At 69.5% G+C, this 14162-nt stretch carries 12 protein-coding genes; 6 read left to right on the top strand and 6 right to left on the bottom strand.

The features are described 5' to 3' along the window. The first annotated feature begins 35 nt into the window (after positions 1–35). Genes F3I62_RS09040 through F3I62_RS09030 form a run of 3 tightly spaced genes read left to right on the top strand, consistent with a single transcriptional unit; the run spans position 36 to position 6805 of the window. Positions 36–3335 (top strand): transglutaminase family protein, encoded by a 3300-nt coding sequence (locus F3I62_RS09040; protein ID WP_160489318.1) that lies wholly within the window; start codon positions 36–38, stop codon positions 3333–3335. Between the two features lie 57 nt (positions 3336–3392). Beyond that, a complete protein-coding gene (locus F3I62_RS09035) occupies positions 3393–5888 on the top strand; it encodes a circularly permuted type 2 ATP-grasp protein (protein ID WP_160489317.1) in 2496 nt (831 codons plus the stop codon). Then, entirely contained in the window at positions 5885–6805 is a 921-nt protein-coding gene (locus F3I62_RS09030) for a transglutaminase family protein (RefSeq protein WP_160489316.1), read from the top strand. Before F3I62_RS09035 ends, F3I62_RS09030 begins: the two co-directional genes overlap by 4 nt. 75 nt (positions 6806–6880) lie before the next feature. Here F3I62_RS09030 and ppa read toward each other — a convergent pair whose 3' ends face one another. The 4 genes from ppa to F3I62_RS09010 form a co-directional block, all read right to left on the bottom strand. Next, on the bottom strand, positions 6881–7408 hold the full coding sequence (gene ppa / locus F3I62_RS09025) for an inorganic diphosphatase (RefSeq protein WP_160489315.1): 528 nt from the start codon (positions 7406–7408) through the stop codon (positions 6881–6883). A 78-nt stretch (positions 7409–7486) separates the two neighbouring features. Beyond that, positions 7487–8305 (bottom strand): zinc-dependent peptidase, encoded by an 819-nt coding sequence (locus F3I62_RS09020; RefSeq protein ID WP_160489314.1) that lies wholly within the window; start codon positions 8303–8305, stop codon positions 7487–7489. A gap of 2 nt (positions 8306–8307) precedes the next feature. Further along, complete coding sequence (locus F3I62_RS09015; RefSeq protein ID WP_160489313.1) at positions 8308–8952, bottom strand: DedA family protein; 645 nt, start codon at positions 8950–8952, stop codon at positions 8308–8310. A 122-nt stretch (positions 8953–9074) separates the two neighbouring features. Continuing rightward, positions 9075–9530 (bottom strand): GNAT family N-acetyltransferase, encoded by a 456-nt coding sequence (locus F3I62_RS09010; RefSeq protein WP_160082637.1) that lies wholly within the window; start codon positions 9528–9530, stop codon positions 9075–9077. 346 nt (positions 9531–9876) lie between these two features. Here F3I62_RS09010 and mpl point away from each other — a divergent pair, with 346 nt between their 5' ends. The 3 genes from mpl to F3I62_RS08995 are packed head-to-tail and all read left to right on the top strand — an operon-like array spanning position 9877 to position 12144. Beyond that, positions 9877–11229: a UDP-N-acetylmuramate:L-alanyl-gamma-D-glutamyl-meso-diaminopimelate ligase gene (gene mpl, locus F3I62_RS09005; protein ID WP_160489312.1), complete on the top strand. Its 1353-nt coding sequence runs from the start codon at positions 9877–9879 to the stop codon at positions 11227–11229. A 2-nt stretch (positions 11230–11231) separates the two neighbouring features. Further along, a complete protein-coding gene (gene ubiX, locus F3I62_RS09000) occupies positions 11232–11861 on the top strand; it encodes a flavin prenyltransferase UbiX (protein ID WP_160489311.1) in 630 nt (209 codons plus the stop codon). After that, a complete protein-coding gene (locus F3I62_RS08995; protein ID WP_160489310.1) occupies positions 11854–12144 on the top strand; it encodes a YceK/YidQ family lipoprotein in 291 nt (96 codons plus the stop codon). Before ubiX ends, F3I62_RS08995 begins: the two co-directional genes overlap by 8 nt. A gap of 36 nt (positions 12145–12180) precedes the next feature. Here the strand turns inward: F3I62_RS08995 and F3I62_RS08990 are convergent, their stop codons facing one another. Beyond that, positions 12181–13362 carry an acetyl-CoA C-acetyltransferase gene (locus tag F3I62_RS08990; RefSeq protein WP_160489309.1) on the bottom strand — a complete coding sequence of 394 codons (1182 nt, stop codon included), beginning with the start codon at positions 13360–13362 and terminating at the stop codon, positions 12181–12183. A 156-nt stretch (positions 13363–13518) separates the two neighbouring features. Next, positions 13519–14160 carry an oxidoreductase gene (locus F3I62_RS08985; protein ID WP_160489308.1) on the bottom strand — a complete coding sequence of 214 codons (642 nt, stop codon included), beginning with the start codon at positions 14158–14160 and terminating at the stop codon, positions 13519–13521. Between the last annotated feature and the right edge of the window lie 2 nt (positions 14161–14162).

Here is a 14162-nt window from a genome sequence, read left to right as displayed (position 1 = left end):
TTCCAGGCATCGCCCTGGCTTGCAGGAGACCCGCCGTGTCGATCCATGTCGCACTGCACCACGTCACCCACTACCGCTACGATCGGCCGGTCAACCTCGGCCCGCAGATCGTCCGCCTGCGTCCGGCGCCGCACAGCCGCACGCGCATTCTGTCCTACGCCCTGAGCGTCGAGCCGGGCGAGCACTTCATCAACTGGCAGCAGGACCCCCAGGGCAACTACCTGGCGCGCCTGGTGTTCCCGGAAAAGACCGACGAACTGAAGATCGCCGTCGACCTGGTCGCCGAAATGGCGGTGTTCAACCCCTTCGACTTCTTCCTCGAGCCCTACGCCGAGCAGATTCCCTTCGCCTACACCGCCGGCGAGCTGCGCGAGCTGGCGCCCTACCTGGTCAAGCTGCCGGCCGGTGCGCTGTTCACCGACTACCTGGCCGGTATCGAGCGCAAGCCCAAGGCCAGCGTCGACTTCCTGGTGGCGCTGAACCAGAAGCTGGCCGCCGACATCGGCTACCTGATCCGCCTGGAGCCGGGTGTGCAGAGCCCCGAGCAAACCCTGGAAAAGGCCTCCGGCTCCTGCCGCGACTCGGCCTGGCTGCTGGTGCAGCTGCTGCGCCACCTGGGCCTGGCCGCGCGCTTCGTCTCCGGCTACCTGATCCAGCTCACCGCCGACGTGAAGGCCCTCGACGGCCCCAGTGGCACCGAGGTGGACTTCACCGACCTGCATGCCTGGTGCGAGGTGTACCTGCCCGGCGCCGGCTGGATCGGCCTCGATCCCACCTCGGGGCTGTTTGCCGGCGAAGGCCATATTCCCCTGGCCTGCAGCCCGGAGCCCTCGTCGGCGGCGCCGATCAGTGGCGCGGTGGACGAGTGCGAGTGCGAGTTCGAACACCTGATGCGCGTCGAGCGCATCTGGGAGGCGCCGCGGGTCACCAAGCCGTACAGCGAGGAGCAGTGGCAGGCCATCGTCGAGGTTGGCGCGCGGATCGATGCCGACCTCGAGGCCCACGATGTGCGCCTGACCATGGGCGGCGAGCCGACCTTCGTCGCCCTCGACTTCCCCGACGACGAGGAGTGGAACACCGCCGCCCAGGGGCCGAACAAGCGCCGTCTGGCCGGCGAGCTGTTCCACCGCCTGCGCGAGCATTACGCGCCGCAGGCGCTGGTGCATTTCGGCCAGGGCAAGTGGTACCCCGGCGAGCAGCTGCCGCGCTGGTCGCTCAACTGCTACTGGCGCAAGGACGGCGAGCCGATCTGGCAGGATGCGGCGCTGTACGCCGACGAGAGCCGCTACTACGGCGCCGATGCGCGCCTGGCCGGGCGCTTCCTGGCCACGCTCGCCGGGCACCTGGGCATCTGCGCCGAGCATGCCTTCCCGGCCTACGAGGACTGGCTGTACTACCTGTGGCGTGAACGCCGGCTGCCGGCCAACGTCAGCCCGGACGACCCGCGCCTGGCCGACCCGCTGGAGCGCGAGCGCCTGCGCAAGGTGTTCAGCCGCGGCGTCGGCGAGGTGGTCGGGCATATCCTGCCGCTGGCGCGCAGCGAGGATGGCCGCCACTGGCGCAGCGGGCCCTGGTTCCTGCGCGACGAGCACTGCCGGCTGATTCCCGGCGACTCGCCGCTGGGTTACCGCCTGCCGCTGGACTCGCAGCCCTGGGTCAGCGAATTCGACTACCCCTATGTGCAGCCGCAGGACCCCAACCAGGAATTCGCCCCGCTGCCGCGCCGCCAGCAGATCCAGCAGGTGCTGCATCAGCCGCTGTTCCCCAACAGCCGGCAGCAGATCCAGGCGCAGCGTGCGCCGGCCGCCTTCGAGTCGGCGCGTGAAGTGGTGCGCACCGCCCTGTGTGCCGAGCCGCGCGACGGCCGGTTGTACCTGTTCATGCCGCCGCTGGCCGAGCTGGAGGATTACCTGGAGCTGGTCGCCGCCATCGAGGCCACCGCCGCCGAGCTGCGCTGCCCGGTGCTGCTGGAAGGCTACGAACCGCCCGCCGATCCGCGCCTCAGCTACTTCCGCATCACCCCGGACCCCGGCGTGATCGAGGTCAACATCCACCCGGCGAGCAACTGGGAGGAGCTGGTCGAGCGCACCGAATTCCTCTACGAGGCGGCGCGGCAGACCCGTCTGACCAGCGAGAAGTTCATGCTCGACGGCCGCCACACCGGCACCGGCGGCGGCAACCACTTCGTCCTCGGCGGCGCCACCCCGGCCGACTCGCCGTTCCTGCGCCGCCCGGACCTGCTGCGCAGCCTGATCAGCTACTGGCACAACCATCCGTCGCTGTCCTACCTGTTCAGCGGCCTGTTTATCGGCCCCACGTCTCAAGCCCCCAGAGTCGACGAGGCACGCAACGATGCCCTCTACGAGCTGGAGATCGCCTTTGCGCAGATGCCCGAGCCGGGCCGCGACTGCCCGCCCTGGCTGGTCGACCGCCTGCTGCGCAACCTGCTGGTGGACGTCACCGGCAACACCCACCGCGCCGAGTTCTGCATCGACAAGCTGTACTCGCCGGACTCCAGTTCCGGGCGCCTCGGCCTGCTCGAACTGCGCGCCTTCGAGATGCCGCCCCATGCGCGCATGAGCCTGGCCCAGCAGGTGCTGTTGCGCGGCCTGCTCGCGCGCTTCTGGGTCGAGCCCTACCGCCCGGCCCGGCTGGCGCGCTGGGGCAGCGAGCTGCACGACCGCTTCCTGCTGCCGCATTTCGTCGAGCAGGACTTCCACGATGTGCTGCACGAACTGAATGCCTTCGGCTATCCGCTGCGCGCCGAGTGGTTCGCCCCGCACTTCGAGTTCCGTTTCCCCAAGGTCGGCGACTATCAGGTCAAGGGCGTCGAGCTGGAGCTGCGCCAGGCCCTGGAGCCCTGGCATGTGCTGGGCGAGGAGGGCGCGCCGGGCGGCACCGTGCGCTACGTGGACTCCTCCCTGGAGCGCCTGCAGGTGCGTCTCGACGGCCTGGCGCCGGATCGCTACGTGCTGACCTGCAACGGCGTGCCGGTGCCGCTGCGTCCCACCGGCAGGGTCGGCGAGTTCGTCGGCGGCGTGCGCTACCGCGCCTGGCAGCCGCCGAACTGCCTGCAGCCGACCATCGGCGTGCACGCGCCGCTGGTGTTCGACCTGGTCGACACCTGGATGCAGCGCTCGCTGGGCGGCTGTCAGTACCATGTCGCCCATCCGGGCGGACGCAACTACGACAGCCTGCCGGTCAACGCCTACGAGGCCGAGAGCCGGCGCCTGGCGCGCTTCTTCCGCCACGGCCACACGCCGGGCCCGCTGTCGCCGCGGCTGCCGGTCAACAATAATGAACTGCCGATGACCCTGGACTTGCGCCGGGTCTAGCTCCCCGGGCCCCTCTCCCGTTTCGGGCCGAGGGGCCTGTGCCTGATTGAGCCAACCATGCCTGACCTGCTTGCCGATTACCCGTCGCCCGACGGGGCCTACCACGAACTGCTCGACGCGGCGGGCCAGGTGCGCCCGCACTGGCGCCGGCTGTTCGAGCAATTGCAGCGCAGCAGCCCGGCCCAGCTGCAGCAGCGCCAGGCCCTGCTGAGCCGGCAGATCCAGGAAAACGGCGTGACCTACAACGTCTACGCCGACCCGGACGGCGCCGACCGCCCGTGGGAGCTGGACCTGCTGCCCAACGTGATCCCCGCCGAGGAATGGCAGGTCATCGCCGCCGGCGTGGCCCAGCGCGCGACCCTGCTGAACGGCGTGCTGGCCGATCTGTACGGCCCGCAGCAGCTGATCGCCGATGGCCTGCTGCCGGCCGAGCTGGTGTTCGGTCACGACAACTTCCTCTGGCCCTGCCAGGGCGTGCAACCGCCGGGCGGCACCTTCCTGCACCTGTATGCGGTGGATTTGGCGCGGGCGCCGGACGGCCGCTGGTGGGTCACCGCCGACCGCACCCAGGCGCCCTCCGGCGCCGGCTACGCGCTGGAGAACCGGCAGATCGTCTCGCGCGCCTTTCCCGAGCTGTACCGCGACCTGCGCGTGCAGTACCTGGCCGGCTTCTTCCGCACCCTGCAGGACACCCTGGCGCGCCAGGCGCCGGTGGCCGGTGGCGAAACGCCGCTGGTGGTGCTGCTGACCCCGGGGCGCTTCAACGAAAGCTATTTCGAGCACCTGTACCTGGCCCGCCAGCTCGGCTACCCGCTGGTCGAGGGCAGCGACCTGACCGTGCGCGACACCTGTGTCTATCTCAAGACCCTGGCCGGCCTGCGCCGCGTGCATGCGCTGCTGCGCCGGCTGGACGACGACTTCTGCGACCCCCTGGAACTGCGCACCGACTCGGCCCTCGGCGTGCCCGGCCTGCTGGAGGCGGTGCGCCAGGGTAACGTGCTGGTGGCCAACGCCCTCGGCAGCGGCGTGCTGGAGTCGCCCGGCCTGCCCGGTTTCCTGCCGGCGATCAGCGAGCGGCTGCTCGGCGAAGAACTGCTGCTGCCGTCCATCGCCAGCTGGTGGTGCGGCGAGCCGCCGGTGCTGGACGAGGCGCTGGAGAAACTCGACGAGCTGCTGGTGCGGCCCAGCTTCCCCTCGCAGAGCTTTGCCCCGGTCCTGGGCCGCGACCTGGATCAGGCCCAGCGCGCCGCCCTGGCCGAGCGCCTCAGGGCGCGGCCCTATGCCTACGTGGCCCAGGCCCTGGCCCAGCTGTCGCAGGCGCCGGTGTGGCAGGCCGAGGAGGGCCGGCTGGCGCCGCGCGCCATCGGCATGCGCGTGTTCGCCGTGGCCAGTGCCGACGGCTACCGGGTGCTGCCCGGCGGCCTGACCCGGGTGGCCGCCGAGGCCGACGCCGAAGTGGTGTCGATGCAGCGCGGCGGGGCGAGCAAGGACACCTGGGTGCTCGGCGAGCGGCATGCCGGCGGCGAGCCCTGGCAATGGCTGCGCCCGCTGGGCGTGGCCGACCTGGTGCGCAGCGACCCCTACCTGCCCTCGCGGGTGGTGGAAAACCTGTTCTGGTTCGGCCGCTACAGCTCGCGCTGCGAGGATGGCGCGCGCCTGCTGCGGATCATGCTGGCGCGTTACGTCGACGATGACGACGACCCGCAGGCCCTGCAGACGGCCCTGACCCTGGGCGAAAGCCTCGGCCTGCTGCCTGATGCCGGCGCAGGTTCCCTGGAGGAGCGCCTGCTGCAGGCCGTGCTCGGCGCCGACTGGCCGGCCAGCCTGCGCGCCAACCTGCAGCGCCTGCAGTGGGCGGCCGGCAGCGTGCGCGGCAAGCTGTCGCGGGAGAACTGGCAGGCGCTGATCGAACTGCAGCGCGAGGCCCAGGCCCTGGAAGCGCAGCAGGCCGATCTGGGCGAGCTGCTGGAGTTTCTCAATCGCCTGCTGATGTCGCTGGCGGCGCTGTCCGGTTTCGCCCTCGACGACATGACCCGCGACGATGGCTGGCGCTTCCTCATGCTCGGCCGTTGCATCGAGCGCCTGCAGTTCCTCGCCGAGAGCATCGCCGAGTTCCTGCGCAGCCGCGCGGTGCACGACCAGTCGGCGCTGGAGTGGCTGCTCGAGCTGGGCAACAGCAGCATCACCTACCGCACCCGCTACCTGGCCAGCGCGCAGCTGATCCCGGTGCTCGACCTGCTCCTGCTCGACGAGCAGAACCCGCACGCCGTGCTGTTCCAGCTGCGCATGCTGGTGCGGGCGCTGGCGGGGCTGGGCGAGCGCTTCGACTTCGTCGCCGACAGCCGCCTGGGCGAGCTGGAGCAGAAGCTCGCCGCCTTCAACCTGGCCAGCCTGGAAAACCCGCTGTTCGGCAGTGCCGGCATCCGCGCGGTGCTCGGCGGCCTGGCCGACCTGCTGCTGCAGATCGTCGACGGCGCCGGCCAGGTCTCCGATCGACTGGGCCTGCGCTTCTTCGTGCATGTCGATGCCAGCCAGCGGACCCAGTCGTCATGAGCCCGAACAGCGCCCACTACCAGATCCTCCACGACACCCATTACCGCTACTCGGCGCCGGTGTCCCTGGCCCAGCAGCTGGCGCACCTGTGGCCGCGAGACTGCGCCTGGCAGCGCTGCACGGAGCGCCAGTTGCTGGTCAGCCCGCAGCCGAGCCGGCGCCAGGACGGCCTCGACGTGTACGGCAATCCGCTGACCCGCCTGGCCTTCGAACGCCCGCACGACGAGCTGAAGGTCTGTGCGCGCCTGCGCGTCGAGGTGCTGGCGCGGCCGCGCTTCGCCCTGGCCGACTCGCCGCCCTGGGAGCAGGCCTGCGCCGCTCTCGGCTACAGTGGTCAGCCGCTCGCGGCGGCGCTGCTGGAGGCGACCCGCTACCGTTTCCAGTCGCCCTATGTGCACCTCAAGCAGGTGTTCGGCGAGTTCGCCGCCGACTGCTTCGTGCCGGGGCGGCCGCTGCTGCTGGCGGCGGCCGCGCTGATGCAGAAGATCTTCGCCGAGTTCGCCTTCGATGCCGCCGCCACCCAGGTGGCGACGCCGCTGCTCAAGGTGCTGGAGGAGCGCCGCGGGGTGTGCCAGGACTTCGCCCACCTGATGCTCGCCTGCCTGCGCTCGCGCGGCCTGGCGGCGCGCTATGTCAGCGGCTACCTGCTGACCCAGCCGCCGCCCGGCCAGCCGCGGCTGATCGGCGCCGACGCCTCGCATGCCTGGGTCTCGGTGTATTGCCCGCGCCAGGGCTGGGTGGACTTCGACCCGACCAACAACCTGCTGCCGGCCCTGGAGCACATCACCCTCGGCTGGGGCCGCGACTTCGCCGACGTGTCGCCGCTGCGCGGGGTGATTCTCGGCGGCGGCAGCCACGACCCGGAAGTCAGCGTCACCGTGCTGCCGCTGGGCGAACTGCACGGCGCGGTCGGCTGAACGCGGGGTGCCAGCACTTTTCTGCGTGCAATAAAAAGGCCGGCTTGTGGCCGGCCTTTCGGGGGTGGGTTTGGCTTATTTTTGGTAAGCCGCAACCGCCTTCAGAATTGCGTCACGGGCTGCGTCGGCATTGCCCCAGCCTTCGACCTTGACCCACTTGCCCTTCTCGAGATCCTTGTAGTTCTCGAAGAAGTGCTTGATCTGCTCCAGCAGCAGGGCCGGCAGGTCGGTGTATTCCTTGATGTCCACGTACAGCTGGCTCAGCTTGTCGTGCGGCACGGCGATCAGCTTGGCGTCGCCGCCGGCTTCGTCGGTCATGTTCAGCACGCCCACCGGACGGCAGCGGATGACCGAGCCCGGGGCGACCGGATACGGGGTCACGACCAGCACGTCGAGGGGGTCGCCGTCGTCGGCCAGGGTGTGCGGGATGAAGCCGTAGTTGGCCGGGTAGAACATCGGGGTCGCCATGAAACGGTCAACGAACAGGCAGTCGGTGTCGTGATCGATTTCGTACTTGATCGGCGCGTGGTTGGCCGGAATCTCGATGGCGACGTAGATGTCGTTCGGCACGTCTTTGCCGGCCGGGACTTTGCTGTAGCTCATGGTGAACACCCCAGGGTTGGGCCAAAAAAAGTGGGCGGATTATAGGCACATTCGGCGGGCGTTACTACGCCCTCCTGCTCAGCCTTTGGTCGTGTCCCGGTAATCCGGATGTTCTGCCTGCAGGCGCTGCAGACGTTGCAGCGGGTCCTGACGGTAGAAGGCGCGGAGCTGGGCGTAGACGGCGGGGAAGGCGGCCGCCAGCAGGTCCGGGGCGCTGAAGAAGTATTCGCTGGTGACGGCGAAGAACTCCGCCGGGTTTTCCGCGGCATAGGGGTCGATGGCCGTCTCGGCGTGCGGGTTGGCGTCGAGAATGGCGTTCATCTGCGCGTAGGCGCCCTGCATGGCGGCGGCCCAGTCCTCGATGCGCATCTGGCTGTGCAGCGGCGGCAGGCCGTTGGCGTCGCCGTTGAGCATGTCCAGCTTGTGCGCCAGCTCGTGGATCACCAGGTTGTAGCCGTCCCAGCCGCCGCTGGCCTGCACCCCGGGCCAGGCGAGGATCACCGGGCCGCGGTGCCAGGCTTCGCCGCTGTGTTCGGCCTCCCATTCGTGGACCACGCCGCTGGCGTCGCGGTGGCGCTGCGGGCTGACGAAGTCGTCCGGGTACAGGACGATCTCGTGGAAGCCCTGGTACCAGTCGAGTTCGGCCAGGTGCAGCAGCGGCAGCTGGGCCTGGGCGGCGAGCAGCAGGCGGCCGTGCGGATCGAGTTCGACGCCGGGCAGGGCGGTGAGATGCTTGTCATGCAGAAACAGCACGCAGCGTTCGCGCAGGCGTTGCAGTTCCTGCGGGTCGAGGCCGTCGAGCAGCGGCAGCAGCTGCAGCACGGCCTGCCAGTCGCCGTCGGCGAGCGGGTGGCGGCGCAGCAGACGCTGGCGCCACCAGCGACGCAGCAGGCCCATGCTCAGACCGCGTGCCGGCTGCTGTGCTGGTGCCGCCACCAGCCGATCAGCATCGGCAGCAGGGACAGGGCGATCACCGCGAGGATCATCAGGGTCAGGTTGTCGCGGATGATCGGCAGGTTGCCGAAGAAGTAGCCCAGGGTGCACAGGCCGCCGACCCAGAGCAGGGTGCCGGCGATGCTGAACAGGCAGAAGCGGCCGTAGGGCATGTGGCCGATGCCGGCGACGAACGGGGCGAAGGTGCGCAGGATCGGCAGGAAGCGGGCGATGGTCACGGTCTTGCCGCCGTGGCGGGCATAGAAGGCCTCGGTGTGCACCAGGTATTCGCGGCGGAACACCCGCGAGTCGGCGCGGTTGAACAGGCGCTTGCCGAGCTTGCGACCGATCCAGTAGTTGCAGCTGTCGCCGAGGATCGCGGCCAGGCACAGGCTGCCGATCAGGATGTTGATGTCCAGGCCGCCCATGGCACCGAGGGCGCCGGCGAGGAACAGCAGCGAGTCGCCGGGCAGGAACGGCGTCACCACCAGGCCGGTTTCACAGAAGATCACCAGGAACAGGATGGCGTAGATCCAGGTGCCGTACTGGCTGACCAGCAGCTCCAGGTAGGCGTCGAGGTGCAGTATCAGGTCGATCGGGTTGAATTCCATGGGACTCACGGGCGTGCGCGGAAAGCCGGCGATTATACGGGGCAGGAAGCGGCAGCGGGGCGCGCCAGGTTGGCGCAGGGGCGGGAGGCGGCGCACCGGGGGCGCCGCCGCGGGTGGGGCGTTCAGTCCTGGTCGAGGGGCAGGACGAAGTTCTTGAATTCGGTGTCCTCGCGGAAGCCGATCGATTCGTAGGTCTTGTGCGCGGTCTCGAAGTTGACGCTGGAGGCCACGCGCATGCGCACCGCATTGGTGCTCTTGGCCATCTGCTTGGCGGTCTGCAGCAGGCGGTCGGCGACCAGCATGCGCCGCGCATCCTCGGCGACGAAGATGTCGTTGAGGATCCACACGCGCTTGAGCGACAGCGAGGAGAAACTGGGGAACAGCTGGCAGTAGCCGAGCGCCTTGTCCTCGTCGTCGGCCAGGGCCAGGTAGATCACCGACTCCTTGCGCTTGAGGCGGTTCTCCAGGAACTTGCGCGAGGAGTCCGGCAGCGGCAGCTCGCCATAGAACTCACGGTACTTGATGAACAGCGGGGTCAGCAGGTCCAGATGCTCCAGGGTGGCTTGGACGATGCGCATAGCGGGCCTCGGCGGTTATGGAGTGGCGTGGCTGGCAATGCAGATGCTGTGCCAGTGGTCAGGCTTGATCCTGCCTAATGCGACTGGAAAGCGCAATCCAAGCAAGCGTTTGATTTCATCTGCGTCGATCAGGCGCTGATCTTGTCGTCGGCGGCTTCCGCGGTTTTTGGCCGGTGCCGGGCGCTTGGCCCATATTGAATGGGGCGGATTCGGCGCTTTAACCCGGGGTGCGCGGGATCATTTCGCCTTTCGCGGGTCTATGACTGCTCGGGCCAGCGGCAGAGCCGCTGTGCTAACCTGCGCGAGATTTTTCCGGGCTGGCGCGGCCCGTTTTTCGAGGTCATCGATGCATATCCACATTCTCGGTATCTGCGGCACTTTCATGGGCTCCCTGGCGGTTCTGGCCAAGGAGCTGGGCCATCGCGTCACCGGTTCCGATGCCAACGTCTACCCGCCCATGAGCACCCAGCTCGAGGCCCAGGGCATCGAGCTGCTGCAGGGCTACGAGCCGGCCCATCTGCAGCCGGCGCCGGATCTGGTGGTGGTGGGCAACGCCCTGAGCCGCGGCAACCCGGCGGTGGAGTACGTGCTGAATCAGGGCCTGCCCTACGTGTCCGGCCCGCAGTGGCTGGCCGACCATGTGCTGCAGGGGCGCTGGGTGCTGGCTGCCGCCGGCACCCACGGCAAGACCACCACCAGCAGCATGCTGGCCTGGGTGCTGGAGCATGCCGGCATGAGCCCGGGCTTTCTGATCGGCGGCGTGCCGCAGAACTTCGGCGTCTCCGCGCGTCTGGGCGGCACGCCGTTCTTCGTGGTCGAGGCCGACGAATACGACAGCGCCTTCTTCGACAAGCGCAGCAAGTTCGTTCACTACCGTCCGCGCACGGCGATCCTCAACAACCTGGAATTCGACCACGCGGACATCTTCCCGGACCTGGCGGCCATCGAGCGGCAGTTCCATCACCTGGTGCGCACCGTGCCGGGCGAGGGGCTGGTCATCCATCCGGCCGGCGAGCAGGCGCTGCAGCGGGTCGTCGAGATGGGCTGCTGGACCCCGGTGCAGACCACCGGCGAAGGCGGCCAGTGGCAGGCCAGGCTGCTCAGTGCCGACGGCTCGCGCTTCGAGGTGTGGTTCGACGAGGCGCTGATGGGCGTGGTCGAGTGGGCGCTGACCGGCCAGCACAACGTCGCCAACGCCCTGGCCACCCTGGCCGCCGCGCGGCATGTCGGCGTGGTGCCGGAACTGGGCATCGCCGGCCTGTCCAGCTTCAAGAGCGTCAAGCGGCGCATGGAGAAGGTTGCCGAGGTCAAGGGCGTGACCATCTACGACGACTTCGCCCACCACCCGACCGCCATCGCCACCACCCTCGACGGCCTGCGCAAGCAGATCGGCGATGCGCCGCTGATCGCGGTGATCGAACCGCGCTCCAACTCGATGAAGCTCGGTGCCCACCGCGACGGCCTGCCGGCTTCCGTGGTGCAGGCCGACCGGGTCTACTGGTACGCGCCGGCCAACCTGGGCTGGGACCTGGCCGCCACGGTGGCCTCGTCCAGCGTGCCGACCGAGGTCTGCGACTCGCTGGAGGCGATCATCGCCGGGGTCAAGGCCCACGCGGCGCCCGGCACCCAGGTGGTGGTGATGAGCAACGGCGGCTTCGGCGGCCTGCACGGCAAGCTGGCCAAGGCGCTGGAGGAATAAGCATGTCCGGTCCGGAGCGCATCACCCTGGCCATGACCGGCGCCTCCGGCGCCCAGTACGGCCTGCGCCTGCTCGACTGCCTGGTGCAGGAAGAGCGCGAGGTGCACTTCCTGATCTCCAAGGCCGCACAGCTGGTGATGGCCACCGAGACCGACGTGACCCTGCCGGCCAAGCCGCAGGCCATGCAGGCGTTCTTGAGCGAATACACCGGCGCCGCGTCCGGGCAGATCCGCGTATACGGCAAGGAAGACTGGATGGCCCCGGTGGCCTCCGGCTCCGGTGCGCCGGCGGCCATGGTGGTGGTGCCGTGCTCGACCGGCACCCTGTCGGCCATCGCCACGGGCGCCTGCAACAACCTGATCGAGCGCGCCGCCGACGTGGCCCTGAAGGAGCGTCGCCAGCTGATCCTGGTGCCGCGCGAGGCGCCGTACTCCAGCATCCACCTGGAGAACATGCTCAAGCTGTCCAACCTCGGCGCGGTGATCCTGCCGGCCTCGCCCGGTTTCTACCACCAGCCGCAGACTGTCGACGACCTGGTCGACTTCGTCGTCGCACGCATCCTCAACCTGCTGAACATTCCCCAGGACATGCTGCCGCGCTGGGGCGAGCACTATCTGAGCAGCGATGACTAGATCGGCCGGCCTGGCGCTGTTGCTGCTCGGGCTGCTGCCCGGCTGTGCCAGCGTGCGCACCCTGGATGCGGCCAAGCCGGGGGCGCCGATCATCTATGCCGGAACGCGTCTGGACTGGTATGCGTTGCATGGCGGCTGCTGCCCGCTGGATCGTTTCGGTGCCGAGGCGCCGAAATATGCCGGGCTCGACCTGCCGGTCAGTGCCCTGCTGGACACCCTGCTGCTGCCGCTGGCCGTGGCCGCCGAGCTGGGTATCAGTCTCAGCGTCACGGGCGGCAACTGAAACGACGCGGGCCTTGCACCCGCGCCGATCTGCTTCTTAAGCGCGTTCCACCGCCAGGGCCACGCCCTGACCGCCACCGATGCACAGGGTGGCCAGGCCTTTCTTGGCGTCGCGGCGCTGCATTTCGTGCAGCAGGCTGACCAGCACGCGGCAGCCGGAGGCGCCGATCGGGTGGCCGAGGGCGATGGCGCCGCCGTTGACGTTGACCTTGTCCAGGCTCCAGCCCAGCTCCTTGGCCACCGCCAGGGCCTGGGCGGCGAAGGCTTCGTTGGCTTCGACCAGGTCCAGGTCCGCGACGCTCCAGCCGGCCTTGCCCAGGGCACGGCGGGTGGCGGAGACCGGGCCGATGCCCATGATCGCCGGATCGACCCCGGAGCCGGCGGCGGCGACGATGCGCGCCAGCACCGGCAGCTTCAGCTCGGCGGCCTTTTCGGCGCTCATCAGCAGCACGGCGGCGGCGCCGTCGTTGAGCGAGGAGGCGTTGCCGGCGGTGACGCTGCCGTCCTTCTGGAAGGCCGGCTTGAGCTTGCCCAGGGCTTCGGCGGTGGTGCCGGCGCGTGGTTGCTCGTCGCGGGCGAAGGCCAGCGGCTCACCCTTGCGCTGGGGGATCAGCACCGGGGTGATCTCGCCGTCGAAACGCCCGGCCTCGATGGCGGCGCTGGCGCGCTGCTGCGAGGTGGCGGCGAAGGCGTCCTGCTCCTCGCGGCTGATGGCGTACTGGGCGGCCAGGTTCTCCGCAGTGATGCCCATGTGGTAGTCGTTGAAGGCGTCCCACAGGCCGTCCTGGATCATGGTGTCGACGACCTTGCCGTGGCCCATGCGCAGGCCGGTGCGCGCTTGCGGCAGGACGTAGGGCGCCAGGCTCATGTTTTCCTGGCCACCGGCGATGATCACCTCGGCGTCGCCGCAGGCGATGGCCTGGTAGCCCAGCTGCACGGCCTTGAGGCCCGAGCCGCAGACCTTGTTGAGGGTGAAGGCCGGCACGCTCTGCGGCAGCCCGGCCTTGATCACGCTCTGCCGCGCCGGGTTCTGCCCGGCACCGGCGGTGAGCACCTGGCCGAGGATCACTTCGTCGATCAGTTCGGCGCTGACGCCGCTCTGCGCCAGCAGGCTACGGATGACCGTGGCGCCCAGCTCGACGGCGGGAATCGCGCTGAGCGCGCCCTGGAAGGAGCCGATGGCGGTACGGGTGGCAGCAACAATCACGACTTCGCGCATGTGTTCTCCGGTGTCTGGCAGTGGGTGGGCTGTGGCGCGTGCGCCACGGCGGGCAGGTCGCGGCGGCGAGCCGCGGGCATGCCGGGGAGGCCGAGTTTAAAGCGCCGGGCGGGGTGTGAACAGGGCGGCGGACTGGCGGCCGCGCGCGCCAGTGCGTCAGCGGCCGAGCCGGCGCAGCTCGTCGGACTCGACGATGCGTACGCCGCGGCCTTCTTCCAGGGCCAGGCGCCACAGCGCGCGGGCCAGCACGGCGGCCTCGATGCCGCGGTACTTGCCGGGCAGCCAGCGCAGGAAGGGCGCGGCCAGTTGTTCGCCGAGGCGGAACTCTGCACGGGTGCCGAGCAGCAGCGAGGGCCGCGCAATGGTCAGTTGCGGCCAGTCCTGGGTGGTCAGCGCCTGTTCCATTTCGCCCTTGATGCGGTTGTAGAACACCGCGGAGCCGGCGTCGGCGCCCAGGGCACTGATCACCAGCAGGTGGCGCGCGCCGAGTTCGCGGGCGCGCTGGGCGAAGGCCACGACCAGGTCGTGGTCGACGGCGCGGAAGGCCTCCTGCGAGCCGGCCTGCTTGATGGTGCTGCCCAGGCAGCAAAAGGCCGTGTCGACCCGACCCTGCAGCTGCGGCAGCAGCTCGTGCAGCTCGCCCACCGGGTTGTCCAGGTGCGGGTGCTCGGCCAGGGGGCGGCGGCTGGGTGCCAGCACGCGGCAGATGGTCGGCTCGCTGAGCAGGCGGTCGAGCAGGTGCTCGCCGGTGAGGCCGGTGGCTCCGGCGAGCAGGATGTGCTGGGGTGTCAGGTACATGC

This window comes from Pseudomonas sp. R-28-1W-6 (assembly GCF_009799925.1).
GTDB lineage: Bacteria > Pseudomonadota > Gammaproteobacteria > Pseudomonadales > Pseudomonadaceae > Aquipseudomonas.
Note: the sequence above shows the minus strand (reverse complement) of the source record. Positions and strands in the feature narration are given on the sequence as shown.